This is a genomic window from Micromonospora sp. DT178, assembly GCF_049841695.1.
In the GTDB taxonomy this organism is placed as follows: Bacteria; Actinomycetota; Actinomycetes; order Mycobacteriales; family Micromonosporaceae; genus Micromonospora.
Map to the genome: position 1 here is coordinate 580642 of NZ_JBNCKV010000002.1, position 25806 is coordinate 606447.

General features: G+C 74.6%; 22 protein-coding genes. 14 read left to right on the top strand and 8 right to left on the bottom strand.

Going from position 1 to position 25806, the window contains the following annotated elements:
• The first annotated feature begins 175 nt into the window (after positions 1 to 175).
• The 7 genes from ACLQ22_RS06535 (at position 176) to ACLQ22_RS06565 (ending at position 11306) form a co-directional block, all read left to right on the top strand.
• Positions 176 to 1036: a TIGR00730 family Rossman fold protein gene (locus ACLQ22_RS06535; RefSeq protein ID WP_425691451.1), complete on the top strand. Its 861-nt coding sequence runs from the start codon at positions 176 to 178 to the stop codon at positions 1034 to 1036.
• Position 1037: 1 nt separating this feature from the next.
• A complete protein-coding gene (locus ACLQ22_RS06540) occupies positions 1038 to 1583 on the top strand; it encodes a TIGR00730 family Rossman fold protein (protein ID WP_425691452.1) in 546 nt (181 codons plus the stop codon).
• A gap of 180 nt (positions 1584 to 1763) precedes the next feature.
• Positions 1764 to 5378, top strand: a complete 3615-nt coding sequence (locus tag ACLQ22_RS06545; protein WP_425691453.1) for an ATP-dependent helicase — start codon at positions 1764 to 1766, stop codon at positions 5376 to 5378.
• 50 nt (positions 5379 to 5428) lie between these two features.
• Positions 5429 to 8974, top strand: coding sequence for an ATP-dependent helicase (locus ACLQ22_RS06550; RefSeq protein WP_425691454.1), 3546 nt, complete (start codon positions 5429 to 5431; stop codon positions 8972 to 8974).
• Between the two features lie 205 nt (positions 8975 to 9179).
• On the top strand, positions 9180 to 9383 hold the full coding sequence (gene cspE / locus ACLQ22_RS06555) for a transcription antiterminator/RNA stability regulator CspE (protein WP_007464836.1): 204 nt from the start codon (positions 9180 to 9182) through the stop codon (positions 9381 to 9383).
• Positions 9384 to 9604: 221 nt separating this feature from the next.
• Positions 9605 to 10936 carry a DEAD/DEAH box helicase gene (locus ACLQ22_RS06560; RefSeq protein WP_425691455.1) on the top strand — a complete coding sequence of 444 codons (1332 nt, stop codon included), beginning with the start codon at positions 9605 to 9607 and terminating at the stop codon, positions 10934 to 10936.
• A 181-nt stretch (positions 10937 to 11117) separates the two neighbouring features.
• A complete protein-coding gene (locus tag ACLQ22_RS06565) occupies positions 11118 to 11306 on the top strand; it encodes a hypothetical protein (protein ID WP_425691456.1) in 189 nt (62 codons plus the stop codon).
• 48 nt (positions 11307 to 11354) lie between these two features.
• Here the strand turns inward: ACLQ22_RS06565 and ACLQ22_RS06570 are convergent, their stop codons facing one another.
• From ACLQ22_RS06570 to ACLQ22_RS06585, 4 genes are read right to left on the bottom strand one after another with little or no spacing between them, the layout of a single operon-like run.
• Positions 11355 to 11804, bottom strand: coding sequence for an RrF2 family transcriptional regulator (locus tag ACLQ22_RS06570; protein WP_425691457.1), 450 nt, complete (start codon positions 11802 to 11804; stop codon positions 11355 to 11357).
• 1 nt (position 11805) lies between these two features.
• The gene (locus ACLQ22_RS06575; RefSeq protein WP_121399725.1) at positions 11806 to 12690 is read right to left on the bottom strand and encodes an ABC transporter permease; all 885 of its coding nucleotides are present in this window, start codon (positions 12688 to 12690) and stop codon (positions 11806 to 11808) included.
• Positions 12680 to 13459 carry an ABC transporter ATP-binding protein gene (locus ACLQ22_RS06580; RefSeq protein ID WP_425691458.1) on the bottom strand — a complete coding sequence of 260 codons (780 nt, stop codon included), beginning with the start codon at positions 13457 to 13459 and terminating at the stop codon, positions 12680 to 12682. The genes ACLQ22_RS06575 and ACLQ22_RS06580 overlap by 11 nt, the downstream gene beginning before the upstream one ends.
• Positions 13456 to 14520 carry an ABC transporter substrate-binding protein gene (locus tag ACLQ22_RS06585; protein WP_425691459.1) on the bottom strand — a complete coding sequence of 355 codons (1065 nt, stop codon included), beginning with the start codon at positions 14518 to 14520 and terminating at the stop codon, positions 13456 to 13458. Before ACLQ22_RS06585 ends, ACLQ22_RS06580 begins: the two co-directional genes overlap by 4 nt.
• A gap of 263 nt (positions 14521 to 14783) precedes the next feature.
• Here ACLQ22_RS06585 and ACLQ22_RS06590 point away from each other — a divergent pair, with 263 nt between their 5' ends.
• Genes ACLQ22_RS06590 through nudC form a run of 3 tightly spaced genes read left to right on the top strand, consistent with a single transcriptional unit; the run spans position 14784 to position 18428 of the window.
• Positions 14784 to 16094, top strand: a complete 1311-nt coding sequence (locus ACLQ22_RS06590) for a M16 family metallopeptidase (RefSeq protein ID WP_121399722.1) — start codon at positions 14784 to 14786, stop codon at positions 16092 to 16094.
• 55 nt (positions 16095 to 16149) lie between these two features.
• Entirely contained in the window at positions 16150 to 17493 is a 1344-nt protein-coding gene (locus ACLQ22_RS06595) for a M16 family metallopeptidase (RefSeq protein ID WP_425691460.1), read from the top strand.
• The gene (nudC, locus tag ACLQ22_RS06600; RefSeq protein WP_425691461.1) at positions 17490 to 18428 is read left to right on the top strand and encodes an NAD(+) diphosphatase; all 939 of its coding nucleotides are present in this window, start codon (positions 17490 to 17492) and stop codon (positions 18426 to 18428) included. Before ACLQ22_RS06595 ends, nudC begins: the two co-directional genes overlap by 4 nt.
• Positions 18429 to 18599: 171 nt before the next feature.
• Here the strand turns inward: nudC and ACLQ22_RS06605 are convergent, their stop codons facing one another.
• The 3 genes from ACLQ22_RS06605 to ACLQ22_RS06615 all read right to left on the bottom strand — a co-directional run bounded on the left by ACLQ22_RS06605 (position 18600) and on the right by ACLQ22_RS06615 (position 20379).
• Positions 18600 to 18875 (bottom strand): hypothetical protein, encoded by a 276-nt coding sequence (locus ACLQ22_RS06605; protein ID WP_416606148.1) that lies wholly within the window; start codon positions 18873 to 18875, stop codon positions 18600 to 18602.
• A 214-nt stretch (positions 18876 to 19089) separates the two neighbouring features.
• Positions 19090 to 19326 (bottom strand): DUF397 domain-containing protein, encoded by a 237-nt coding sequence (locus tag ACLQ22_RS06610; protein WP_366639487.1) that lies wholly within the window; start codon positions 19324 to 19326, stop codon positions 19090 to 19092.
• Positions 19327 to 19398: 72 nt separating this feature from the next.
• Complete coding sequence (locus ACLQ22_RS06615) at positions 19399 to 20379, bottom strand: helix-turn-helix domain-containing protein (protein WP_425691462.1); 981 nt, start codon at positions 20377 to 20379, stop codon at positions 19399 to 19401.
• Positions 20380 to 20605: 226 nt separating this feature from the next.
• On the opposite strand from ACLQ22_RS06615, the gene ACLQ22_RS06620 reads away from it, so the two are divergent.
• The gene (locus tag ACLQ22_RS06620; RefSeq protein ID WP_425691463.1) at positions 20606 to 21901 is read left to right on the top strand and encodes an MFS transporter; all 1296 of its coding nucleotides are present in this window, start codon (positions 20606 to 20608) and stop codon (positions 21899 to 21901) included.
• A 144-nt stretch (positions 21902 to 22045) separates the two neighbouring features.
• Here the strand turns inward: ACLQ22_RS06620 and ACLQ22_RS06625 are convergent, their stop codons facing one another.
• Positions 22046 to 22288 carry a mycoredoxin gene (locus ACLQ22_RS06625; RefSeq protein ID WP_121399716.1) on the bottom strand — a complete coding sequence of 81 codons (243 nt, stop codon included), beginning with the start codon at positions 22286 to 22288 and terminating at the stop codon, positions 22046 to 22048.
• Between the two features lie 92 nt (positions 22289 to 22380).
• Between ACLQ22_RS06625 and ACLQ22_RS06630 the strand changes: the two genes are divergently transcribed.
• The 3 genes from ACLQ22_RS06630 to ACLQ22_RS06640 all read left to right on the top strand — a co-directional run bounded on the left by ACLQ22_RS06630 (position 22381) and on the right by ACLQ22_RS06640 (position 25423).
• Entirely contained in the window at positions 22381 to 24543 is a 2163-nt protein-coding gene (locus ACLQ22_RS06630) for an ATP-dependent DNA helicase UvrD2 (RefSeq protein WP_425691464.1), read from the top strand.
• Positions 24544 to 24670: 127 nt separating this feature from the next.
• Positions 24671 to 24928, top strand: coding sequence for a hypothetical protein (locus ACLQ22_RS06635; RefSeq protein ID WP_425691465.1), 258 nt, complete (start codon positions 24671 to 24673; stop codon positions 24926 to 24928).
• A 129-nt stretch (positions 24929 to 25057) separates the two neighbouring features.
• The gene (locus tag ACLQ22_RS06640; RefSeq protein WP_088998544.1) at positions 25058 to 25423 is read left to right on the top strand and encodes a WhiB family transcriptional regulator; all 366 of its coding nucleotides are present in this window, start codon (positions 25058 to 25060) and stop codon (positions 25421 to 25423) included.
• Positions 25424 to 25806: the final 383 nt, after the last annotated feature.

A 25806-nucleotide genomic window follows, 5' to 3' on the forward strand; every position in this document is an offset into this window, starting at 1 on the left:
GCCCAAGATCCGGAAAAATATTTTCGATCGTCGCCCGGCCCGTCTCCGCCCGTCGCCCCCGAGGTCGCGTCCGTCGCCCGAGTTCACGCCGTCCATGGGCTCGCCCGCCGACCGGCGGTCGGTCCGGCTCACGGTGCGCGCACCTGGCGCGTGCGGCTCCACTACGGTTGCTCCCATGGGTCAGAGCAACGGGCGGGAGGCCGGCCGCGAGCCGGGACAGGAACGGCACCGGGGGGCCGTGACGCTGCGTCGACAGGCGATGACGGGCAGCACCGCCGACCAGCGCCTGCTCGATTCGCGGGGGCGTGAGGACTGGAAGACCAAGGACGCCTGGCGGGCGCTGCGCATCCTCTCCGAGTTCGTCGAGGGCTTCGACACCCTCGCCGACCTGCCCTCGGCGGTCAGCGTGTTCGGGTCCGCCCGCAGCCACCCGGAGAGCCCGGAGTGCCGGCTGGCCGAGGCGCTCGGCGCGGCCCTGGCCCGGGCCGGCTACGCGGTGATCACCGGCGGTGGACCGGGCGTGATGGAGGCGGCCAACCGGGGCGCCAGCGAGGCCGGTGGGCTGTCGGTCGGCCTCGGCATCGAGCTCCCCTTCGAGCAGGGGCTCAACGACTGGGTCGACCTGGCCATCGACTTCCGCTACTTCTTCGCCCGCAAGACCATGTTCGTGAAGTACGCCCAGGCGTTCGTCGTGCTGCCGGGCGGGTTCGGCACGATGGACGAGCTCTTCGAGGCGCTGACCCTGGTGCAGACCGGCAAGGTCACCCGGTTCCCCGTGGTGCTGATGGGCGCCGACTACTGGAGCGGCCTGCTCGACTGGCTGCGCGACACGATGGCCGCCGACGGCAAGATCGGCCCGGTCGACCTGGAGCTGATCTGCGTGACCGACGACGTCGACGCGGCGGTCCGGCACATCGTGGAGGCCGAGGCCGCCCTCAACGTCGAGCAGGAGGCGGTCCGCGAGGAGGCCGTCGCCGTCACCGCCGCCGACCAGCAGGCCGCCGCCGAGGCGGGCGACGAGAACCGGAAGCGTTGACGTGGCGGCGATCTGCGTGTTCTGCGCCTCCTCCCGTACCCTCGACCAGCGCTGGCTGGACCTCGCGGCCGAGACGGGCGCGGAGATCGCCCGGCGCGGGCACACGCTCGTCAGCGGCGGCGGGTGCGTCGGCATGATGGGCGCGCTGGCGGACGGGGCGCGGGCCGCCGGCGGCCGGACGGTCGGGGTGATCCCGCAGTCGCTGGTCGACCTGGAGGTCGCCGACCTGGCGTCGGACGAGTTGCTCGTCACCGACTCGATGGCCGCCCGCAAGACCCTCATGATCGACAAGTCGGACGCGTTCCTCACCCTGCCGGGCGGGCTCGGCACCCTCGACGAGCTGTTCGAGGTCTGGACGACCGCCACCCTGGCCCTGCACGCCAAGCCGATGATGCTGGTCGACACCGACGGCTTCTACCGCCCGGTGCTCGACTGGCTGGGCGCGCTGGCCGACCAGGCCTTCCTCAAGCCCGCCGGCCTGGGCCTGCTCAAGGTCACCGACACGGTCCCCGCCGCCCTGGACACCCTGGAACTCCACCTCCTCTGACCCCCGCTCCCTCCCTCTCCCCCCCCGGCCCCCTCTCCCCGCGGCGATCATGAGGTTGGCCGCGCGGATCGCCCCTTTCGTCCCCGCCAACCTCATGATCGACGCCGGTTTCGGGGGCCCGGGTGGGGGCCGGCGGGGTGGCGGGGTGGGGGTGTCGTACCGGCGTGGTGGGATGGACGGATGCAGGCGTACCGGCTGGTGCGCCGGCCTGTCGAGGCGGTCCGGGGGGACCAACGGCCCGGCGGGTCGGCCCGGGGGGACGGTCGGTCCGGGGGGCCGGTCGAGGGTGAGCTGCGGTCCGGGGGGCCGGCCGGGAGTGAGCTGCGGTCCGGGGGGACGGCCGACGGGGGCGCGGCGCGGCTGACCGATCCGCGCCAGGTCGAGATCGTGGCGCACACCGCCGGGCCGATGCTGGTGCTCGGCGGCCCCGGCACGGGCAAGACCACCACGCTGGTCGAGGCCGTCGCCGCGCGGGTGGCCGAGGGCGTCGACCCGGAGCGGATCCTGGTGCTCACCTTCGGCCGCCGGGGCGCCACCGCGCTGCGCCAACGGATCGAGGCCCGCGTCGCCGAGGACGGGCACCGCGTGCTGCGCGAGCCGCTGGTCCGCACCCTCCCGGCGTACGCCTTCGGGTTGCTGCGCCGGGCCGCGGCCGAGCGGGGCGAGCCGTCCCCCCGGCTGCTCACCGGGCCGGAGCAGGACCTGATCATCCGTGAGCTGCTCGACGTGGTCGGCGAGGCGCCCGACGACGACCCGGTCGGCTGGCCGGAGGACCTGCGCCCCGCGCTGCGCACCCGGGCCTTCGCGGCGCAGCTGCGCGACCTGCTGATGCGCGCCGCCGAGCGGGGCGTCGGCCCCGTCGAGCTGGCCCGGCTCGGCGAGAAGCTCGGCCGCGCCGACTGGCCCGCCGCCGCGCGCTTCCTGCGGGAGTACGTGGCCGTGCTCGCCCTGCGCGACGTCAGCAACCGCGGCTCCGTCGCGTACGACCCGGCCGAGCTGGTCCGGGCCGCCACCGGGATGCTGCTCGACGACCCCGAGCTGCTCGCGGCCGAGCGCCGGCGGCTGGCGTACGTCTACGTCGACGAGCTGGCCGACACCGACCCCGCCCAGCAGGACCTGCTCGCGACGGTGGCCGGGGGCGGCAAGCCCCTGGTCGCGTTCGCCGACCCGGATTCCTCCACGTACGCGTTCCGGGGCGCGGACCCGGCGGGGGTGACCACGTTCCCGCACCGCTTCCGCACCGCCTCGGGGGCACCCGCGGCACAGGTGGTGCTCACCACCTCCTACCGGGCCGGTCCCCGGCTGCTCGCCGCGTCCGGCCGGCTGGCGCGACGGCTGCGCGGCCCGGCGGCGCACCGCCGGCTGCACCCGCTGCCCGACGCGCCGCCCGGCTCGGTCGAGGTACGCACCTTCCGCTCGGCCACCAGCGAGGCGGCCTGGCTGGCGCACGCGCTGCGCGAGGCGCACCTGCTCGGCGGCGTGCCCTGGTCGGAGATGGCCGTGCTGGTGCGCTCCACCGGGCGGCAACTGCCCTCGCTGCAACGCGCCCTACACGCCGCCGGGGTGCCCACCGTCGTGCACGGTGAGGACCTGCCGCTGCACCTGCAACCGGCGGTCGCGCCGCTGCTGCTCCTGCTGCGCTGTGCCCTGGAGCCCGAGCGGCTCGACGAGGAGGCCGCCGTAGCGCTGCTGCACTCGCCGCTCGGCGGCGCCGATCCGCTGGCCGAGCGGCGGCTGCGGCAGGGGCTGCGTGCCTTGGCGCTGGCCGGCGGCGACCGCCGCCCCTCGGGTGAGCTGATCGTGGAGGCGCTGCGCGACCCGGCCGAGCTGGCCGGGATCGAGCGGCACTGGGCGGAGCCGGCGCAGACGGTGGCCGGTCTGCTGGCCGTCGCCCGGGAGGCCGCCGCGCGGCCCGGCACCACGGCGGAGGACGTGCTCTGGGCGGTCTGGCGGGCCAGCGGGCTCGCCGAGCTGTGGTCCGCGGCAACCGGCCGCGGCCAGACGGTGACCGGCGAGGGCGACGTCGCGCGGCGCCGCCGCGCCGAGGCGGCCGACCGCGACCTCGACGCCGTGATGGTCCTCTTCGACGCGGCGGCCCGCTTCACCGACCGGCTGCCCGGCGCGCGTACGGAGGTCTTCCTCGATCACGTCCTCGGCCAGGACCTGCCGGCCGACACCCTCGCCCCGACCGCCGACCGGGGGGAGGCGGTGCGGCTGCTCACCGCCCACGCCGCGAAGGGGCTGGAGTGGGATCTCGTGGCGGTCGCCGGGGTGCAGGAGGGCGTCTGGCCCGACCTGCGGCTGCGCGGCAGCCTGCTCGGCTCGGAGCGCCTGGTCGACGTGCTGGCCGGTAGGACGGCCGGGGCCGGGGCGGTGGCCGCACTGGTCGGGCAGACCTCGGCGCTGCTCGACGAGGAGCGCCGGCTGTTCCACGTCGCGGTCACCCGGGCCCGGCGGCGGCTGCTGGTCAGCGCGGTCGCCTCCGCCGCGGTGGGTGGCGACGACCACGAGGAGCAGCCGAGCCGCTTCCTCTACGAGCTGGGCCCGACCGACCCGCCCGCCCCGGGCGACGGCCCGGCGTCCCCCGACGGGGGCCCTCCGCCCCCGGGCGGCAGCCCTGCGTCCCCCGACGACGGCGGGTCGCAGGCCGGCGGGCCGGCCACGGGTGGAGCGGCTCCGGTCGGTCCGGATGCGGCGAGGCCGGATCGGGACGCGCCGCAGCGGCCGGGGGACGACGGGCCCGCCGGAGCCGACGAGGAAACGGACCGGCCGGGGGCGTTGCCGGTGAGCCGGCCGCCCCGGGCGCTGACCCTGCCGGCGCTGGTGGCGGAGCTGCGTACCGCCGTCAGCGACCCGGCCGTGCCCTACGCCCGGCGGCAGGCGGCGGCCGCCGAGCTGGCCCGGCTCGCCGCCGCCGGGGTGGCCGGCGCGCACCCGGACGACTGGTGGGGGCTGCGGCAGCTCTCCGACGACCGCCCGCTGGTCGACGAGGGGAAGCCGGTCCGGGTCACCCCGTCGGCGATGGAGAGCGCGCTGCGGTGCAGCCTGCGCTGGCTGCTGGAGCGGCACGGCGGCAGCCCGCCGGCCAGCGCCGCCCAGGGCGTCGGCAACCTGGTGCACGCCGCCGCGATGCTCGCCGAGGACGCCAGCGCCGACCGGGGCGCCCTGCTGGACTACGTCGCCGCCCGGTTCGACGTCATCGAGTTGGCCGCCCGCTGGATGGTCGGTCCGGAGCGCAACCGCGCCGAGGCGATGGTGGACAAGCTGCTCCGCTGGCTGGCCGCGAACCCGCGCCGGCTGCTCGCCATCGAGCACGAGTTCGCGGTGCGCCTCGACGACCCGAACCGGCCCGTCGAACTGGTCGGCCGGGTGGACCGGCTGGAGGTCGACGAGGACGGCCGGCTGGTCGTCATCGACCTGAAGACCGGCAAGTCCACCGCCGTCACGGCCAACGACCTCGCCGAGCACCCGCAGCTCGGCGCCTACCAGGCGGCGGTGGAGGCGGGCGCCTTCGCCGACTTCGGCGAGGAGTCCGGCGGGGCGGCCCTGGTGCAGCTCGGCACCGGCGCGAAGGACGCGAAGGAGCAGAGCCAACCGCCGGCGGGGGAGGGCCCGGAGGCCGGCTGGGCGACCGCGCTGGTGCGGCGCACCGCGGATACGATGGCTGCCGCCACCTTCGCCGCGGTCGCCAACTCCAAGTGCCGGGTCTGCCCGGTGCGTACGAGCTGCCCGGTGTCGGGGCAGGGCCGCCAGGTGGTCGAGCCGCCGACCGCCCGCCGCCCGGAGCACCCGTGAGCGCGAGGAGTGAGCTTGCGAGCCCCGCAGTCGCGAACTGAGCTGGCACAGTGACGCAGCCCGCCCTGTTCAGCAGCGCGACCCCGACGCCCCGGGTCGCCGACGCCGGCCCCCGCTACACCCCGGTGGAGCTGGCGAAGCTGCTGCGGCTGCCCGCGCCGACCCGGGAACAGGCGGCGATCATCGCCGCCCCCGTCGAGCCGCTGCTGGTGGTCGCGGGCGCCGGGTCGGGCAAGACCGAGACGATGGCCGCCCGGGTGGTCTGGCTGGTCGCCAACTCGTACGTGCGGCCGGAGCAGGTGCTCGGGCTCACCTTCACCCGCAAGGCCGCCGGGGAGCTGGCGCACCGGGTGCGTACCCGGCTCGACCAGTTGGTGCGCCGGCTCGGGCGGCGGGGGCGCGACCCGCTCGACGACCCGCTGGCCGGGGAGCCGACCGTCTCTACCTACCACTCGTACGCCGGCCGGATCGTCACCGAGCACGGGCTGCGGGCCGGCTACGAGCCGTCCACCCGCCTGCTCACCGAGGCGTCCCGCTGGCAGCTCGTCGACCTGCTGGTGCGCAACTACGACGGCGACATGTCCGAGGTGGACCGGATGCCGAGCACGGTCACCGACGCGGTGCTGGCGCTCGCCGGGGAGCTGGACGAGCACCTGGTCGACCCGGACGCGCTGGCCGCGTGGACGGGCCGCTTCTTCGCCGAGGTGCAGGCGCGCCCCGGCCGGGTCTACGCCGACGTGCGAAAGGCGCTGCAACTCCAGCAGACCCGGCTGAAGCTGCTTCCGCTGGTGCGCGCGTACGCCCGGCGCAAGGAGGACTTCGAGGCGATGGACTTCGCCGACCAGCTCGCCCGGGCGGCCCGGGTGGCCCGGGACCACCCGGGGGTCGGCGAGATCGAGCGGGACCGCTACCGGGTGGTGCTGCTGGACGAGTACCAGGACACCAGCCACGCCCAGGTCGTGCTCCTCAACGCGCTCTTCGGCGGCGGGCACCCGGTGACGGCCGTCGGCGACCCGTGCCAGTCGATCTACGGCTGGCGCGGGGCGAGTGCCGGCACCCTGGACCGCTTCCCCACGGAGTTCGCCCGCGTCGGCGGCGCGCCGGCCGAGGTGCTCAGCCTCACCACGAGCTGGCGCAACCGGCCCGAGATCCTCGGTGTCGCCAACGCCCTGGCCACCCCGCTGCGGGCCGCCGGCGCCCAGGTGCCGGAGCTGCGGGCGGCGATGAGCGTCAAGGAGCCGGTCCCGCACCGCAGCGCCCGCGGCGCCGCCGGCGGCACCGTCCACTGCGCCCTGCTGCGGACGTACGCCGACGAGGCCGACTGGATCGCCGACAGCGTGCTGCACGCCTGGCGCGGCGCGGCGGGGATGCCCGGCGTGCTGCCCGAGCACATCCCGGTGCCGTTGCGGCCCACGACCGCCGTGCTCGTACGGCTGCGCAGCCAGATTCCGGCGATCGAGTCGGCGCTGCGCGAGCGCGGCCTGCCGGTCGAGGTGGTGGGCCTGGGCGGCCTGCTGGACACCCCCGAGGTGCGCGACGTGGTGTGCACGCTGCGGGTGCTGGCCGACCCGACGGACGGGGCCGCGCTGCTGCGGCTGCTGACCGGCGCCCGCTGGCGGATCGGGCCCCGTGACCTGGTGGCCCTGCACCGCCGGGCGAAGTCCATCGCGGCGGCGCGGCGCAGGCTCGCCGACGACGGCACCCCGGAGATCAGCCCGGACCTGCTGGACGAGGCGACCCTGGTCGAGGCGCTGGCCGACCTGGGCCCGGCCCAGGCGTACTCGGCGGAGGGCTACGCGCGGCTGCGGGCGTACGCCCGGGAGCTGGGCCTGCTGCGCTACCGGCTGGACCAGTCCCTGCCGGAGCTGATCGCCGACATCGAGCGGACGATCGGCCTGGACGTGGAGGTGGCGGTGCGGGCCGGCCGGGACGGGGCCGGGGACGCCGGTCTGGCGCGGGGCCACCTGGACGCGCTCGGCGACGTCGCCGCCCGTTTCAGCGGGGAGACGCCGGGCGCCACCCTGTCGGGGTTCCTGGCCTACCTGACCGCCGCCGAGGACGAGGAGCGCGGCCTCACGCCGGGCGAGGTGGAGGTGGTCGAGGGCGCGGTGCAGATCCTCACCGCGCACGCCGCGAAGGGCCTGGAGTGGGACGTGGTCGCGGTGGCCGGGCTGAGCCGGGGCGTCTGGCCGGGGCCGGTGCGCAACTCCGACCACTGGCTCGGCGGGCTGGGCGTGCTGCCGTTCCCGCTGCGCGGCGACGCCGACGGGCTGCCCGAGCTGGGCCTGCCCGAGGCCGAGGACCAGCGGGGGGTGGCCCGGGCGCTGGAGGACTTCACCGACGCCTGGCGGGCGCACGACGAGCGGGAGGAGCGCCGGCTGGCGTACGTGGCGGTGACCCGGCCCCGGCGGCTGCTGCTCTGCTCCGGCTACTGGTGGGGGGAGGGCACCAAACGGCCGCGCGGCCCGTCGGTGCTGCTGCGGGAGGTGCACGACGCCTGCCTGGACGCCCGCGCCGGGCACCTGGTGGACGAGTGGGCGCCGGAGCCGCCGGGCGACGCGGTCAACCCGACGACCGAGGTGGTGCTGCGCGCCGAGTGGCCGGCCGACCCGCTGGGCGCCCGCCGGCCGGCGCTGGCCGAAGCGGCAGCCCTGGTCCGCCGCTTCCTCGCCGACGGCGACACGGCCGGCCGGGCCGGGCGCCCGCCGGCCGTCGGCGACACGGCTGCCCGACCGCCGGGCGACGGCGATGCGGGCGGCCGACCGCCGGCCGTCGGCGACACGGCTGCCCGACCGCCGGCCGTCGGCGACACGGGCGGCCGACCGCCGGGCGACGGCGACGACAGCGACAGCGAGGGTCCGGACGGGCCGGCCGACGACGCGGACGTGGCGCGGTGGCGGCGGGAGGCAGACCTGCTGCTCGCCGAGCGGGCCGAGCTGACAAGGCAGTCCGGCGCGGTGGAGGTGGCGCTGCCCGGCCAGCTGTCGGTGACCCAGTTGGTGGCGCTGCGCCGGGATCCGACGGCGCTGGCCCGCGCGCTGCGCCGCCCGGTGCCCACCGAACCCAACCCGTACGCCCGCCGGGGCACCGCCTTCCACACCTGGCTGGAGCAGCGGTTCGGCGCCGACCGGCTGCTCGACCTGGACGAGCTGCCGGGTGCGGCCGACGCGGACGCGGCGCCGGACGAGGCGTTGGCCGAGCTCCAGGAGCGCTTCCTGGCCAGCGAGTGGGCCGAGCGGGTGCCGGTGGAGGTCGAGGTGTCCTTCGCCACAGTGATCGCCGGAGTGGTGGTCCGGGGGCGGATGGACGCCGTCTTCGCCCGGCCGGGCGGGCGGTTCGACGTGGTCGACTGGAAGACCGGCCGGCAGCCCGCGGACGCCGCCGCCGAGGTGGCCGCCGTGCAGCTCGCGGTCTACCGGCTGGCCTGGGCGGAACTGGCCGGCCTGCCGGTGGAACGGGTCGGCGCGGCGTTCCACTACGTGCGGGACGGGGTCACGGTCCGCCCGGCGGACCTGCTCGACGCGGACGGGCTGACCGCGCTGATCGCCTCCGTACCGGAAATTCCGGCAGACGGTGGTGCCGGGCCGAATCCGTGATAGGTTGGTCGCGTTGCAGTTATGGTTCCCAGAGACTCTGTGTGCGCCTGGAGGATTGTGGCCCAGGCGCTCTTTGTTGTGTCCGGAGTTCTCCGGGCGGGGCGACCAGAAGCGACAAGCGAGCCAGGCAGTTCCGCGTGGCGCGCTCCTCTTCGAGCCCGCAACAAGTGCGGGTTCGACGTTCCGTCAAGGAGACGAAACAAAAATGGCTATTGGCACCGTCAAGTGGTTCAACGCTGACAAGGGCTTCGGCTTCATCACCCCGGACGGCGGCGGCGCCGACGTCTTCGCCCACTTCTCGGCGATCCAGTCCTCCGGCTACCGGAGCCTGGACGAGAACCAGCGGGTCGAGTTCGAGGTGACCCAGGGCCAGAAGGGCCCGCAGGCGGAGAACATCCGCCCGCTCTGATCTTCGGATCTTCCAGTAACACCCACCGCGCCCTCCGGGCGCGGTGACGGGACCGGCCCGCCGCACCGTCGACCTGCGTGAGCAGGCGGCGAACGGCGGCGGGCCGGGGCCCGTACCCCTTTCGGTTCGTGCTTGTGAGTCACCCGCGGCCTGGTCCGCCGGTGACAGCGCCGCCTCCGGCGCCCTCCCTCGACACGTGCCGCGTCGAGGAAGGCTTCCGCATGACCACCGTCGTACCCTCGTTCGCCCTCACCGGGCTGGCCCCGGCGCTCCTCGCCGAGTTGACCGCCCAGGGCATCACCGAGCCGTTCCCGATCCAGTCGGCGACGCTGCCGGACTCGCTCGCCGGCCGGGACGTGCTCGGCCGGGGCCGCACCGGCTCCGGCAAGACGCTCGCCTTCGGGCTGCCCCTGCTGTCCCGCACCGCCGGCCGCCGGGCCCGCCCGGGCCGGCCGCTGGCCCTGGTGCTGGTGCCGACCCGCGAGCTGGCCCAGCAGGTCACCACCGCGCTCGACCCGTACGCCCGCGCCGTCGGCCTGCGCTGCGCCACCGTCGTCGGCGGGCTCTCGCTGCAACGCCAGGCGGACGCCCTGCGCGCCGGCGCCGAGCTGGTCGTGGCCACCCCCGGCCGGCTGCACGACCTGATCAACCGCGGCGACGCCCGACTGGACCAGGTCGGCATCACCGTGCTCGACGAGGCCGACCAGATGGCCGACATGGGCTTCCTGCCGCAGGTCACCAAGCTGCTGGAGCAGGTCGCCCCGAACGGGCAGCGGATGCTCTTCTCGGCCACCCTCGACGGCGGCGTGGACAAGCTGGTGCGCCGCTTCCTCAGCAACCCGGTCTCGCACTCGGTGGACCCGGGCACCGCCACGGTGACCGCGATGACCCACCACGTGCTGCACGTCGACGCGGTGGACAAGCCCACCGCGCTGACCTGGATCGCCGCCCGCGAGGGCCGCACCATCCTGTTCATGGGCACCAAGCACCGCGCCGACCGGCTCGCCCGGCAGCTGCTGTCCAAGGGGGTACGCGCGGCCGCGCTGCACGGCGGGAAGTCGCAGCCGCAGCGCACCCGGATCCTGGAGCAGTTCCGCACCGGGCAGGTGACGGCGCTGGTCGCCACCGACGTGGCGGCCCGGGGCATCCACGTCGACGGGCTCGACATGGTGGTCAACGTGGATCCGCCCACCGAGGCGAAGGACTACCTGCACCGTGGTGGGCGTACCGCCCGGGCGGGGGAGTCCGGCACGGTGGTCACCCTGGTCCTGCCGGAGCAGCGCCGGGACGTGTCCCGGCTGATGTCGACCGCCGGCATCCGTCCCGAGTCCGTCCAGGTGCGCCCCGGCGACGAGGCCCTGGCCCGGGTGACCGGTGCCCGGGAGCCGTCCGGCGTGCCGGTGACGATCGCACCGCCCCCGCCGCAGGCCGCCTCCGCGGGTTCCGCGGGCGGCCGGTCGGGCGGACGCGCCGGCGAGGGCAGCCGGGCTCCGCACCGCGCCTCGGGGCGGCCCCGCCGCTCGCGCCGCCCCCGCGCCCCGCACGCCTCCTGACCGACCCTTCACGTTCCGCTCCTCCCACCGGCTCCGGGCACCCGTGCCCGGAGCCGGTGTGGCTGAGTCTGGAATCAGCGGACGTTACGTCCGATCGGCGACTGTTTCCGCCGCCGGGGGTGGTGGAAGCTGAGGACGGGGGAAGATCCGGGCGGGACCGCCCGGCGTGGGAGGGGTGACCATGGTGGGCGACGCCGGCTCGGGCGCGGCGCGGGAACTGTTGCTGGTGCTCGCGGTGGCGCTGGCCGGGCTGCTGCTCGCCGTGGTCGCGGTGTTCACGCCGTGGCACGCCACCCCGGACGGGGCCGCACCGGCCGCTCCGGTCGAGCTTCGCAGCCCGACGGAGCGGCCGGTGACCACCGTCGGCTGACCGTCACCGGGCCCCGGCTGCCCGTCGGCCGGAGGGTCCGGTGCGCGGTCAGCGGGCGCGGGTCTCCCCGGCGCCGGCCGCAGAGTGTTCCGCCCCCAGCAGGTCGGCGAGGGTGGTCCGGTCGACCACCAGGGCGATCGCGCCGTGCACGGCCAGCCAGACGTCCCGCAGGCCGGTCGCCACACCCGCGTAGCCGGCCCGCTCGGCCGGCAGCCCGCGGACGGTCGTCAGGGACCCGCCGATCGCGCGGAGCACGTCGCCGACGCTGATCTCCACCGCGGGGCGGGCCAGGGCGTAGCCGCCCTCGGTGCCCCGGTGACTCACCAGCAGACCGGCCCGGCGCAGGTCGACCAGGATGCCCTGGAGAAAGCTCAGCGGAATGCCCTGGCTGTCGGCCAGCGTCCCCGCCTTGACCAGCCCGCCGCCACCGACCGGAGCCGCGGCGGCGACGGCGAGCATGGCCCGGAGCGCGTAGTCACTGCGCGCGGAGACGTACACCTCACTGACCCGCCTGGTCCAGCACACCCCACCGGCGCCGGATCGCCTTGTCCGCCGCCCCGAACGCGGCGTCGACCACCAGGCCCAGCACCAGGATCACGATCATCGTGGAGATCAGCCAGGGCGAGTCGGAAAGTTCCCGCGAGTAGGTCAGCTGCGCGCCCAGCGAGGTCTGCGAGATGCCGACCACGATCAGCTCGCCGGCCATCAGGCTGCGCCAGGAGAACGCCCAGCCCTGCTTGAGACCGGCCACGATGGCCGGCAGCGCGGCGGGCGCGATGACGTACCGGTACAGGTTCAGTCCCCGGGCGCCGAGGTTGCGCCCGGCGCGCAGCAGCAGCGGCGGCACGTAGTCCACGCCGGCGATCACGCCGTTGGCGATGGACGGCGCGGCGCCGAGCACCACCACGAAGAAGATGGCCTTCTCGCTCAGTTCGAACAGCAGGATCGCCAGCGGGAACCAGGCGATCGACGGCATCGTCTGCAACGCGGTGATCATCGAGCCGATCGCGGCCCGCAGGATCCGCGACCGGGCCACCGCGAGGCCGAGCAGCAGGCCGACGGCGACCGAGAAGAGGTAGCCGAGGGCGGCCCGGCGCAGGGTGGTGACCAGCCCCTCCCAGAGCTGGACGCCGCTGACCTGTCGGAGCAGCTCCTGCCCCACGGCCACCGGGCCCGGCAACGAGTACTCGGGCTTCCAGCCGGTCCAGACCACGACCTGCCAGGCGCCGACGGCGAGGGCGAGGGCGGCCAGCTTCGGCCAGGTCGCCGCCCAGAGCCGGCTGGCCCGGGTGCGGCTGTTCTCCCGGCCGGCCAGCTCCAGGGCGTCCAGCCCGGAGATCTCCGCGTCGGTACGCGGGACGGCGGCGAGGGTGTCACCGGCCATGGCGGCCCACCTCCGTACGCAGGCGGCCGGTGACCTCGGCGGCGATCGCGGCGACCTCGGGGGAGTCGATGCGGCGCGGCCGGGGCACGTCGACCGGGGTGGACCAGATGATCCGGCCGGGCCGGCTGGAGAGCAGGATGATCCGGTCGGCGAGCCGGGCCGCCTCGCGGACGTTGTGCGTCACGAAGAGCACGGTGAGCCGCCGCTCGGTCCAGATCCGCTCCAGCTCGTCGTGCAGGAGGTCCCGGGTCATCGCGTCCAGCGCGCCGAACGGCTCGTCCATCAGCAGCACCGGCGTGTCCAGGGCGAGGGTGCGGGCCAGCGCCACCCGCTGGCGCATGCCGCCGGACAGCTCGTGCGGGCGCTTGCGGCCGAAGTCGGCCAGGTGCACCGTGCCGAGCAGTTCGGCGACCCGGTCCCGCCGTGCGGCCCGGGGCAGCCCGCGCAGCTTCAGCGGCACCTCGACGTTGCCCTCGACGGTCAGCCAGGGGAAGAGGGCGGGCTCCTGGAACATCAGTCCCGGCTCGACGCCCTCGTCGAGGTCGATCCGCCCGCCGCTGGCCCGGTCGAGGCCGGCGACCAGGTTGAGCAGGGTGCTCTTGCCGCAGCCGGAGGCCCCGACCAGGCAGACGAACTCGCCAGGTGCGACGTCGAGGGAGACCCCGTCCAGGGCGACGACGGCGTTGGGCCCGCGCCCGTACACCTTGGTGACGCCGTGCAGCGCGACCGAGCCGGTCGCGCTGCGTGGCGTCGTCGTGGTCGACGTCATGGTTGGCCGACCTCGGGCTTGCCCTGGCCCTTGAGCACCTCGTTGAGGTGGGTGAGGTCGTAGAGGCCGTCGAGGCTGACCGGCTGGGTCAGCCCGACCGCGACGGCGTGGTCGAGCCCGGTCTTCAGCGACGAGGCGATCGGGTCGTTGGTGAACTCCAGCGTCGGCCAGGCCTGCTTGATCAGCTTGAGGTCGAGCGGCTTGCCGCTGATCTTCCCGATGTGGTCGGAGATGGCCTGGTGCGCCTCGTCCGGCTTGTTGTTGACGAACTCGTTCGCGGCCACCTGGCCCTCGACCAGCTTCTTGACCACGTCGGGGTGGGCCTTGAGGAACTTGGTGCTGACGATCAGGTTGGTGATGACGAACTTGCGGTCCGGCCAGAGGTCACGCTCGTCGACGAGCACCTTGCCGCCGGCGTTGACCAGCCGGGACACGAACGGCTCGGGCACCCAGGCGCCGTCGATGGCCCCGCTGTTGAACGTCTCCACCGTCTGGGCGTTCTCCTGGGGAATGATCTTGACGTCGCCGCCGCCCTCCTTGGTCGTCGTGAGGCCCTTCTCCTTGAGCCAGTAGCGGATGGCCACGTCCTGGGTGTTGCCCAGCTGCGGGGTGGCGATCTTCTTGCCCCGGAGCTGCTCCACCGAGGTGATCTCGGGCTTCACCACGAGCGCGACGCCGCCGGAGGCCGCGCCGGAGATGACCCGGACGGCCTCACCCTTGGACTTCGAGAAGGCGTTCACGGTCGGGTTCGGGCCGATGTACGTGGCGTCGAGCGCGCCGGAGAAGATCGCCTCGATGGCGGCGGGGCCGGCGTTGAAGGTCTTCGTCTCCAGCTTGACGTCGCCGCCGAGCTTCTCGGCGAAGATGCCCTTCTCCACGCCGACCACGGCCGGCGCGTGGGTGATGTTGGGGAAGTAGCCGAGCCGCAGCGTCGTCGGGCCGGAGCCGCCGCCCGCGCCCTCGCTGTCGTCGCCGCAGGCGGCGGCGGTGCCCAGGGTCGCCACGCCGACGACGGCGAGGGTGGCCAGGGAGACCCACCGACGCATGGGGAGCCGTCTCATCGTCCATCCAATCCGCAGTATTCCTACTTAGTTGGTAGGAAGACTGGGGCAGGCGGTGAACTGGCGTCAAGGGCCGACCACATGGCGGGATCGGCGTCCCAGGAAAAGCGGCAATCTCTACTGGTTGGATGGGCTTTGCGGCAGGTGTTCCCGGCGTCGACCCCGGCCGCCGGGGCGGCCGCGCGCGACGCCCCGGGCGCCGGTCGGGGCCGCTGGCGAGAGGTCGCAGGTGGCGGGGGTGCCGACACGCTAGGGTCGATCCCGTGGCGGCGCGGAGATCGAGAATTCCAGCGACGAAGTACCCGGTCGAGCGGTTCACCCTCGACAACGGCCTGCGGGTGGTCCTGACCCCCGACCGCAGCGCCCCGGTGATCGGGGTGGCGGTCGTCTACGACGTCGGCATCCGCTCCGAACCCGAGGGCCGCACCGGCTTCGCCCACCTCTTCGAGCACCTCATGTTCCAGGGCTCCGAGAACCTGGAGAAGCTGGCGCACTTCCGGCACGTGCAGGGGGCGGGCGGCACCTTCAACGGCTCCACCCACCTGGACTACACCGACTACTTCGAGACCCTGCCGAGCAACGCCCTGGAGCGGGCGCTGTTCCTGGAGGCCGACCGGATGCGCGGCCCCCGGCTGACCGAGGAGAACCTGCGCAACCAGGTCGACGTGGTCAAGGAGGAGATCCGGGTCAACGTGCTCAACCGCCCGTACGGCGGCTTCCCCTGGCTGACCCTGCCGCCGGTCATGTTCGACACCTTCCCGAACGCGCACGACGGCTACGGCTCCTTCGTCGACCTGGAGTCGGCCACCGTCTCCGACGCCGCCGACTTCTTCCGCCGCTACTACGCGAGCGGGAACGCGGTGCTGGCGGTCAGCGGCGACATCGACGTCGCCGAGGCGACCACGCTGATCGAGCGGCACTTCGGCGACGTGCCGGCGCGTCCCGCCCCGGAACGGCCCGACTTCACCGAGCCCGACCTGACCGGGGAGCGGCGCACCTCGTACACCGACGAGCTGGCCCCGCTGCCGGCGGTGGCCGGCGCCTGGCGGGTGCCCGACCCGATCACCGACTTCGCCGCCTACCTGCCGTACGTCGTGCTGGCCGAGGTGCTCACCGACGGCGACGCGTCCCGGCTGGTCGAGCGGCTGGTCCAACGGGACCGGGCGGTGACCAGCCTCGGCGGCTACGTCGGCTTCATGGGCGACCCGTTCGACGTGCGGGACCCGACGGCGCTGCTGCTCCAGGCGCACCTGCCACCCGGCGGGGACGTGGACAAGGTGCTGCGCACCATCGACGAGGAACTGGACCGGCTGGCCACCGACGGCGTGGCCGAGGGGGAACTGGCCCGCACCCAGGCCCGGATGGCGACCCACCTGTTGCGCGACACCGACGCGGTGCTCGGTCGGGCGTTGCAGATGGCCGTGCTGGAGCAGCAGCGCGGCGAGCCGGGGCTGCTCAACGACCTGCCCCGCCTCGTCGGCGAGGTCACCGACGAGCAGGTCCGCGCCGCCGCGGCCACCCTGCGGCCCGAGCGCCGCGCGTCCATCGAGGTCATCCCCGGAGGTGGCCGGTGAGCGCGAGGAGTGAGCCGGGGTTGCGAGCCCCGCAGTCGCGAACGAAGGAGAGCCAGTGACGGTAACCGCACCGGCCGCGCCCCGGGCGCTGCCGCCGCTCGGCCCCAACCGCAGGCTCAAGCTGCCGAAGCAGGCCGAGCGGACGCTGGGCAACGGGCTGACCGTGATCGCCGTACGCCGGCCGGCGGTGCCGCTGGTGGAGGTGCGGCTGTGGATGCCGTTCGGCCGCACCCACCTCGCCCGCGGCGCCATGCTCGCGCAGACCCTGCTCTCCGGCACGCGGACCATGTCCAGCGTGCAGATCGCGGCCGAGTTGCAGAAGGTCGGCGGCGGGCTCTCCGCCGGGATCGACCCGGACCGGCTGATGCTCTCCGGCGCCGGGCTGGTCACCGGGCTGGACCGGATGCTGGAGATCCTCGCCGAGGTGCTGACCGACGCGAGCTACCCGAACGACGACGTCGCCACGGAGCGGGACCGGCTGGTGGACCGGATCCACGTGGCGCGCAGCCAGCCGGCGCACCTGGCCCGCACCGCCCTGCTCCGGCGGGTCTACGGCACCCACCCGTACGCGGTGCAGACCCCCGAACCGGAGGCGGTCCGGGGGGTCCGGCCGGGTGTGCTGCGGACCCTGCACGCCCAGCGGGTGCACCCCGCCGACGCCGTGCTGGTGCTGGTCGGCGACGTGCAGCCGGACCGGGCGCTGGACGCCGCCGAGAAGGCGCTGTCGGGATGGAACGGCGCCGGGCACACCGCCGACCTGCCGCCCGCCCCGCCGCTGGAGCCCGGGCCGCTGCTGCTGGTCGACCGGCCCGGATCGGTGCAGTCCTCGCTGCGGATGGCGCTGCCGGCGGTGCCCCGCACCCACCCCGACCACGCCGCGCTGCAACTGGCCAACCTGATCTTCGGCGGCTACTTCTCCTCCCGCTGGGTGGAGAACATCCGCGAGGACAAGGGCTACACGTACGGGCCGCACTCGCTCGTCGAGCACTCGGTGGCCGGGTCGGTGCTGGTCGCCGCCGCCGAGGTGGCCACCGAGGTCACCGGGCCGGCGCTGCTGGAGACGACGTACGAACTCGGCCGGCTGGCGACCCTCCCGCCCCGCGAGGAGGAGCTGGAGCAGGCCCGCCAGTACGCCCTCGGCACCCTCCAACTCGGCATGTCCACCCAGGCCGGGCTCGCCTCGCTGACCAGTGCGTACGCCGGCAGCGGGCTGCGCCTGGAGTTTTTGGCCGAGCACGCCGCCCGGCTGGCGAAGGCGACCGTGACCGACGTGGCCGAGGCGGCGGCCCGCTACCTCGCCCCGGCGCGGGCGGTCACCGTGGTGCTGGGCGACGCCGAACGGATCGGGCCGCAGTTGGCGGCGCTGGCCCCGGTCACCACCGAGCCGGCACGGCCGTGAGCGGGGAGCCCGCGCCGCCGCTGGCCCGTTCCACCCTGGACCGGGCGGCCCACCGGCGCAACGACCCCGGGTGGCTGGCGCAGGCGTGGAGCCAGGCCCGGGTGCTGGTGCTCGACTCCGCCGACGGCGGCCGGGCGCTGGTGCGTACGGACACGTCGCCGCCGACGCTGGTGCTGGTCGATCCGGCCGGGCTGCCCGGGCCGACGTCGCCGATGTTCCTCGGTGTCGAGCCGGACGGGGTGCCGGTCTTCGCCGTGGACGCCCCGCTGCCGGCGGTGTCGGGGGCCCGGGCGGCGCACCTGCGTGAGGTCGGGCACCTGCTCGGCGACCGCGACGCCGGGCTGTTCACCACCGCGCTGGCGCTGGTCAACTGGCACCTGCGGCACCGCTACTCGTCGGCCACCGGGCACCCGACCGAGGTGGACGAGGCCGGCTGGTCCCGGGTCGACCCGGCCGGGGAGCGGATCTGGCCGCGTACCGATCCCGCGATGATCGTGCTGGTGCACGACGGCGTCCCGGGTCAGGACGGGCGGTGCCTGCTCGGCAACAACGCCACCTGGCCGCACACCGCCGGCGAGCGCCGGTTCTCCTGCCTCGCGGGCTACGTCGAGCCGGGTGAGTCGGCCGAGGCCGCGGTGCTGCGCGAGGTCCGCGAGGAGGTCGGCGTCCCGGTCGACGACATCGCGTACGTGGGCAGCCAGGCGTGGCCGTTTCCCGGCTCGCTGATGCTCGGCTTCCTCGCCACCGCGGATCCGGAGCACCCGGTGCAGGTGGATCCGACGGAGATCGCGTACGCCCGGTGGTTCTCCCGCCGGGAGATCGGCGCGGCGCTGGCGGGACGGCCGGTGGAGGTCGGCGGGGCCCGGCTGGTGCTGCCGCCGCCGTCGTCGATCGCGCTCTTCCTGATCCACCGCTGGCTCGACGGGCACTGCTGAGCCGGTCCCGCCGCGCGCGGGTGTGCCGGTGGGCGGGAGGCCGTGCGCTCCCGGCCCGTGGCCGCCGTTGCCGCGACGGTCACGGGCCGGGATCACGGCCCGTCGTGGTCGGCTGGGGCAAGGAGCACGGCGGGGGAGCCGGTCCGACCACGACGGACGTCTGGGTGCGGGTCAGCTGCCGCGGTCGTCGGGTGCGGCCCGCAGTGCACGGCCCGGCTCGTCGAGCGGGAGCACCTTGACCCGTTGCTTCCCGGAGCGGACCGCGCCGACCGTGGCGAGGGCCCGGGCCAGCAGCAGCGCGGCGTCGCGTTCCTCGGCGTGCACGATCTGGCGGCGCGGCTCGGGCGTGGTGGTCTCGTCCCGCAGTCGGCCACCGCACGCCCATGCGGCGGCGATGTCGACGTCGGCGGCAGCGCGGATGTCGGTGCGAACGATCAGGAACCGCATGCGGGTCTCCGGATGAATCGCGAGGGTGGGGAACGGGTGGAAGTTCCACGTCACTCTGCCGTCATGTTACGCCGCGCGGTCGTCTCATCAAGTGAAACACGACGATTGGTCCGGAGGCTCGTCCGATCAGCGGATGCCTGGTCGGCGGGGTGGAACGGCGCAGACGCGACGGGGCCGCCGGCAGGCTGCCGGCGGCCCCGCGACGATCGACGGATCAGTTCAGATCGAACTGTCCGTTCTTCGCGCCGGCGATGAAGCCCAGCCAGCCCGCCCGGTTGAACAGCAGCACCGGACCGCCCTGGTCCTTGCTGTCCCGCAGGGCCACGGCGGCCGGCCCGGTCCTCAGTGGTGCGACCTCGACGCAGTTCGAGGTCTGGCTGCGCGTGCTCTTACGCCACGGGGCGTGCTCGAGCTGGGCGGGTACGGACGGCGTGTTGCGGATCTCGTTCATCGTGCCACTCCTGAGGTGAACTGCTCCGATGGAACGAGTGGCGCCGCACGACCCGACGGTGGGCCCCCGTGATCACCGCTCCGTCAGGCGCCCGGAGTACCGGCGGCGTTGGGTCGGCGCCGTTGCCGGCCCGTACGCCACCGTGGACGCGGTCGCCGTGCCGGGCAGCCGCCCCGTCGCCTCGATCAGCCAGGAGAGGGTGTCCGATTCGGAGAGCGCCGCCGTGCATAGCCACTCGAACACCACTTTATAGCGATTTAGGGCGTTTACCTCGGTGGACATGACGTCGGTGAACCCCCCTTCGATCGCCAGCGTCTCCGGATCGAGCGGATCGGCGAACCGGTAGACCGAGAACGCGGTCGGCGGGAGGTACCAGTCGCCGACCTGGGTGTCGCGCGGCAGCACGTGCAGCGTGACGTTCGGCAGCATCGCCAGTTCGCAGAGCTGCACGAGCTGCGCGCGCAGCACCTCCGGCGGCGCCGTCCGGCCGCCGAGCGCCGCCTCCTCCAGCACCGCCGTGTAGCGGGGCGCGTCGGTCTCGCGGGTGAGCAGCGACTGGCGGGCCAGCCGGGCCCGCACCTCGGTGTCGATGTCCTCACCGGCCTCGGGGTCGCCGGCCTCCTCGTCGACCTGCCGGGCCGAGGCGATCCGTACCGACGCGTAGTCCGGCGTCTGGAGCAGGCCCGGCACCAGGACCGGGTTGTATTCCGAGATCTCCGCGCAGCCCGCCTCCAGCTCGGCGAAGCTGCGCTGCTGCTGGGTCATCACCGGGTAGTTCCGCAGCCAGCCGCGGATGTCGCCGGCCTCCTGGGTGATGCCGAGGAGCTCCCCGCGTAGCGCCCCGTCGACGCCGTAGAGGTCCAGCAGTACGTGGACGTCCTCCGGGTCCGGGCGGCTGCGGCCGTTCTCCAGCCGGGACAACTTGGACGCGGACGCCCAGCCGATCCGCTCGATGACCTGGTCTCCCGTGAGACCTGCGGCCTCGCGCAGCCGGCGCAGCTCGGTGCCCAACCTGCGGCGGCGCAGGATCGGGCTGGGTGAGGCAGGAGGCACGACGTCCTCTTTTCCCGTGGACCGCCGCAGACGCGACGGTAACTGTATGAAATTCGCCCCCCACGGTCAGTATGGACGGCGCGCCTCCCGCCGGAGGTCCCGGCGGGGGCGTGTCTCGAAGAAAAGAGGACCGTGGAAGGACGCGGCGTGCGGTACGACGCCGTCGGCCCGACCGCGCCACCCCAGACCGCGCCACGCCGCGCACCACCCCCGCCGGAGGGACCCCATGCGCACCGTCCTGCGCCGCCCGGATTTCCGCCTGCTCTTCGGCGGCCTGCTCGCCAGCATGGCCGCCGAGTCGATCCTGCTGCTGGCCCTCGCCATCTGGGTGAAGGACCTGACCGGGTCGGACGGGCTGGCCGGCGCCACCATCTTCGCGGTCATCGCCCCGATGACCCTGGCCCCGCTGGTGGGGTGGATCGTCGACCGCTACCCCCGGCGCCCGTTCTTCGTGGCGGCGAACCTGGTGACGGCCGTGCTGCTCACCCCGCTCCTCGTGGTGCGGGACCGGACCGACGTGTGGATCATCTACGTGGTGGCGGCCCTGTACGGGCTGTCGTACATCACCCTCAGCGCGGTGCTCAGCGGCCTGATCCGCCAGCTCGTGCCGGTGGAGCTGCTGGCCGAGGCGAACGGCGTGCTCCAGACCGTGCGCCAGGGGCTGCGGCTGATCGGCCCGCTGGCCGGCGCCGGGCTCTACGCCGCCGTCGGCGGCTGGATGCTGGCCGTGATCGGGATGGTCGGCTTCCTGTCGGCGGCCGTCGTGGTGGGCCTGATCCGCACGACGGAGACACCGCCCACCGGGCCCGGGCTGCGCTGGCGGGCCGAGGTGAGCGCCGGGCTGCGGCACCTGGCCGGGGAGCCGGCGCTGCGCCGGGCGCTGCTCGGCTACGGGCTGGGCTCGCTGGCCATGGGCTTCAGCGAGTCGTTGATCTTCGCGTACGTCGACCAGGGGCTGCGCCGGGACGCCGCGTTCGTCGGCGTGCTGGTCACCGTGCAGGGCATCGGCGGACTGGTCGGCGGGCTGCTCTCCCCGGCCGTGGTGCGCCGCGCCGGCGAGGTGGGCACGCTCGCCGCCGGGGTGGCGTTCTTCGGGCCGGCCTCGCTGGCGCTGGTGTACCCGAACCTCTGGCTCGGCTTCGTCGCGGTGCTGCTGGCCGGGGTGTCGCTGCCGCTGACCATGGTCGGGCTGCACACGCTGATCCAGCGGCGCACCCCGCAGCGGTTGCTCGGCCGGGTCGCCGCGGCCTCGGAGGCCGTGGTCAGCGGCCCGCAGGCGCTCTCGATCGGCGCGGGGGCGCTGCTCGTCGGGGTGCTGGACTACCGCGTCCTGTTCGCCCTGATCGGGGTGGCCACCCTGCTCGCCGGCGGCTTCCTCTGGCACGGCCGCAGGCTCAGCCCACCGCCGCCCGTCCGGATCCCCGCCCAACGCCGACCCGCCGAGGTGCCCGCCGCCGTCGCCCCGGTCGACGCGGCGGGCCAGGAGGTGGTCGGCACGATCCCACCGGGCCCGGCGCGCTGAGGACCGGGCCACCGCAGCGCCCCTGGCGTGCCGCCCGGGTCGGTGCGTCGGGTGGCCCTGCCGCAACGCCGTCGCCGGGTCGACGCGCAGAACGCGACGAGCGGCCGGCCCGGGTGGGCGGCCGCTCGTCGGCGGTGGTGCGGGTCAGGCGTCGATCGTGGCCAGGTGCTGCTTGACCTGGGTGATCGAGGGGTTGGTCAGGGCGCTGCCGTCGGCGAAACGCAGCGTCGGGACGGTCTGGTTGCCGCCGTTGACGCTCATCACGAACTCCGCGGCCTTCGTGTCCTGCTCGATGTCGACCACCTCGTAGCCGATGCCCTCCCGGTCGAGCTGCGACTTCAGCCGGTGGCAGTAGCCGCACCAGGGGGTCGAATACATCGTCAGCATGGTCAGATCCTCCAACGGTCCGCGTGGCGGCTTGCCGATCAAGCCCAGGCTAACCGCTGCAACGTCCGGCGGAGCTGAGACAATTCCTCGCTGTGGTGGTTCACTCAGCATCCGAACGCGTGCTCGCCGGGCTCGACCCGGAGCAGCGGTCGGCGGTGACCGCCCCGGCCGGCCCGGTCTGCATCCTGGCCGGCGCCGGCACCGGCAAGACCCGCGCGGTCACCTCCCGGATCGCCCACCGGGCGCTCTCCGGGGAGATCTCCGCCCGGCACGTGCTCGCGGTGACCTTCACGGCCCGCGCCGCCGCCGAGATGCGCGCCCGGCTCACCGCGCTCGGGGTGGGCGGCGTCCAGGCGCGCACCTTCCACGCGGCGGCCCTGCGCCAGGTGCGCTACTTCGCACCCCGGCTGCTCCAGGGGCGGGCCATGCCCGAGCTGCTGGACAGCAAGGTCCGGCTGGTCACCCTCGCCGCGGCCAAGGCCGGCCTGCGTACCGACCGGGCGGCCGCCCGGGACCTCGCCGGCGAGATCGAGTGGGCGAAGTCGTCGCTGGTGGAACCGGGGGAGTACGTCGTCGCGGCGGCGAAGGCGATGCGGGACACCCCGCACGAGCCGGCCCGGGTCGCCGAGGTCTTCGCGGCGTACGAGCGGCTCAAGCGGTCCAACGGGGTGATCGACTTCGAGGACATGCTGCGCGCCGCGGTCTGGGGCATCGAGGAGCACCGGGACGTCGCCGAGCAGGTCCGCGCCCAGTACCGGCACTTCGTCGTCGACGAGTACCAGGACGTCAACCCCCTCCAGCAGCGGCTGCTCCAGGCGTGGCTGGGCGGGCGGGACGACCTGACCGTGGTGGGCGACGCCAGCCAGACGATCTACTCGTTCACCGGGGCCACCTCGTCGTACCTGGTCGACTTCCCGCGCCGGTACCGGGGCGCGACGGTGGTCCGGCTGGTCCGCGACTACCGCTCCACCCCGCAGGTCGTCGGGCTGGCCAACGCGGTGATCTCCCAGGCGCGGGGCGCCGAGGCCCGGCTGCGCCTGGAGCTGGTCGGCCAGCGCCCGCCCGGCCCCGAACCGGAGCTGCGGATCTTCACCGACGAGCCGGCCGAGGCCAACGCGGTGGCCGCCCGCTGCCGCGCCCTGGTCGACGCCGGCACCCCGGCGAAGGAGATCGCCGTGCTGTTCCGGACCAACGCGCAGTCCGAGGCGTACGAGAAGGCGCTGACCGAGGCGCAGGTGCCGTACGTGGTGCAGGGGGCGGAGCGGTTCTTCGAGCGGGCCGAGGTCCGGCAGGCGATGGTCGCCCTGCGGGCCGCCACGCGGTCGATCCCCGGGGAGACCCCGCTGCCCGCCGCCGTGGTGGAGGCGCTCACCGCGGTCGGCTGGGCCCCCGACGCCGCCCCGGCCGGCGGCGCCGCCCGCGAGCGGTGGGAGGCGCTCGCCGCGCTGGTGCAACTCGCCGAGGAGTACGCGGCCACGCCGCAGGTGCTGCCGATCGGCCCCGCCGCCTCGGTCGAGCGCCCGGTCACCCTGGCCGACTTCAACGACGAGCTGGCCCGTCGGGCCGCCGCACAGCACGTGCCGACGGTGGACGGGGTGACCCTGGCCTCGCTGCACTCCGCCAAGGGCCTGGAGTGGGACGCGGTCTTCCTGGTCGGCCTCTCCGAGGGCACCCTGCCCACCACGTACGCCAAGACCGTCGAACAGGTCGAGGAGGAGCGCCGGCTGCTCTACGTCGGCGTCACCCGGGCGAGGGAGTGGCTCTGGCTGTCGTACGCCTCGGCCCGATCCCCGGGCGGGCGGGCCCGGCGGCCCTCGCGGTTCCTGCCGCAGCTCGACCGCTCCGGTGGTGCGGAGCGGGCCGGGGCCACGCCGGCGGCGCGCCGGCCGGAGCGCCGCCGGACCCAGATCGTCTCCTGCCGGATCTGCGGCGCCACCCTGCTCGCCGGGCCGGACCGCAAGCTCGGTCGCTGCCCCACCTGCCCCTCGGACATCGACGAGGAGCTGCACGAACGCCTGCGCGAGTGGCGTCAGCGGGTGGCCGGCGGGCAGCGGGTACCGGCCTACGTGGTCTTCACCGACGCCACTCTGGTCGCCCTCGCGGAGCGGCGCCCCGGCCGGGCGGAGGAGCTGATCGCGATCGCCGGCATCGGGCCCCGGAAACTCGGCCTCTACGGGGAGGCGGTGCTGGCGCTGGTGGCGGGCGCGGCGGTCGACGACGTCTGCCCGGAGAAAACTTTCGAAATCTCGCCGTAAATTCGTTTGCCCTCGCCCCGTGGCGAGGAATAGCCTCATGACACACCTCGCGAGCGGCGCCATTCGGGCTGCTCACGAGGGGTAGAGACCGTATCGGCACGAGTGAACGTCAGAGGAGGTGGTCCCAATGGAGAGCGTCTACATCTACGAGCGTCCGGCGGCGCTGCCCGCTGCCGTCGCTCCGCTGTCGGCTGTCCGGGTGGCCCTCGCCGCTGCGCGACCGTCGGTTTCTCAGGTGCACCGGGTCGAGACTCAGGCCGAGCTGATTCTCGCCACCGCGCCGAACGGAAACCAGGGGACCAGTGGCTTCACGGGCAAGGGCGTCGATGCTGTCAAGCGTCACATGGACGTCCGCGGAGTTCCACCTCGAGGTAGACCGGTCTGATCCTCAGACCAACGGCTCACCTCGAGGCCGCGGAACCCGCTACCGGGATCCGCGGCCTCAGTTTTTTGCCCGCCATGTACGTCGGAAATGCGATCCACGAGATCGAAGTGAGAGAGAGGTGACCGGGCGATGAGTCTGGCGTTGGCCCCGCTCGACGTGAGCGTCGAGGTGGAGGCGAACCTGCCCTGCCGGAAGTTCGACCCCGACCTGTGGTTCTCCGACTCGCCCGCCGAGCTCGAGCTGGCCAAGTCGCTCTGCGGGGACTGCCCGCTGCGCGTCGAGTGCCTGGCCGGTGCGGTGGAGCGGGCCGAGCCCTGGGGCGTCTGGGGCGGCGAGATCTTCGAGCGTGGCGCGGTCGTCCCGCGCAAGCGGCCCCGTGGCCGTCCGCGCAAGGAGGACCTCGCCCGCGACGCGGCGCTCCGGGTCGAGGCCGAGGCACGACTGGCGGCCAGTGGGCTGTCCGAGTCGCGCACCACGGTCCGGCTGGCGGCCTGACATGCACCCGATCCAACCCACCCACGCCGGTGTCACGCCGGCGACGAGAGAGCTGACCACCATGCTGAACGTTCTTGACGGAGTCGCCGAGATGCAACTACTTCACGAAGCGTTGTCCCGGGCTCGAATGCGCCGGCCTCAGGCCGGTCGTACCACCACGAGCACTGAGGCAACCCTTTCCGCCCGTACCGTCGCCATGAACAGCCGCAACCGAGCGGCGCGCGACCTGGGCGTTCTCTAGTACCCCACCGATTGTCGAGGGGCGGGGGGGGGGGTTGCGCCCCCCCCCCCCCCCCCCCCCCCCGGCCCCCCCCCCCCCCCCCCCCCCCCCCCCCCCCCCCCCCCCCCCCCCCCCCCCCCCCCCCCCCCCCCCCCCCCCCCCC

Coding starts and splice junctions, on each gene's coding strand:
- ACLQ22_RS06585 (WP_425691459.1), bottom strand. CDS start 14,520: ATGAGACGGCTCCCCATGCGTCGGTGGGTCTCCCTGGCCACCCTCGCC.
- ACLQ22_RS06565 (WP_425691456.1), top strand. CDS start 11,118: ATGGTGGGCGACGCCGGCTCGGGCGCGGCGCGGGAACTGTTGCTGGTG.
- ACLQ22_RS06560 (WP_425691455.1), top strand. CDS start 9,605: ATGACCACCGTCGTACCCTCGTTCGCCCTCACCGGGCTGGCCCCGGCG.
- ACLQ22_RS06610 (WP_366639487.1), bottom strand. CDS start 19,326: ATGAACGAGATCCGCAACACGCCGTCCGTACCCGCCCAGCTCGAGCAC.
- ACLQ22_RS06545 (WP_425691453.1), top strand. CDS start 1,764: ATGCAGGCGTACCGGCTGGTGCGCCGGCCTGTCGAGGCGGTCCGGGGG.
- ACLQ22_RS06620 (WP_425691463.1), top strand. CDS start 20,606: ATGCGCACCGTCCTGCGCCGCCCGGATTTCCGCCTGCTCTTCGGCGGC.
- ACLQ22_RS06640 (WP_088998544.1), top strand. CDS start 25,058: ATGAGTCTGGCGTTGGCCCCGCTCGACGTGAGCGTCGAGGTGGAGGCG.
- ACLQ22_RS06625 (WP_121399716.1), bottom strand. CDS start 22,288: ATGCTGACGATGTATTCGACCCCCTGGTGCGGCTACTGCCACCGGCTG.
- ACLQ22_RS06580 (WP_425691458.1), bottom strand. CDS start 13,459: ATGACGTCGACCACGACGACGCCACGCAGCGCGACCGGCTCGGTCGCG.
- ACLQ22_RS06635 (WP_425691465.1), top strand. CDS start 24,671: ATGGAGAGCGTCTACATCTACGAGCGTCCGGCGGCGCTGCCCGCTGCC.
- ACLQ22_RS06575 (WP_121399725.1), bottom strand. CDS start 12,690: ATGGCCGGTGACACCCTCGCCGCCGTCCCGCGTACCGACGCGGAGATC.
- ACLQ22_RS06535 (WP_425691451.1), top strand. CDS start 176: ATGGGTCAGAGCAACGGGCGGGAGGCCGGCCGCGAGCCGGGACAGGAA.
- ACLQ22_RS06605 (WP_416606148.1), bottom strand. CDS start 18,875: ATGCGGTTCCTGATCGTTCGCACCGACATCCGCGCTGCCGCCGACGTC.
- cspE (WP_007464836.1), top strand. CDS start 9,180: ATGGCTATTGGCACCGTCAAGTGGTTCAACGCTGACAAGGGCTTCGGC.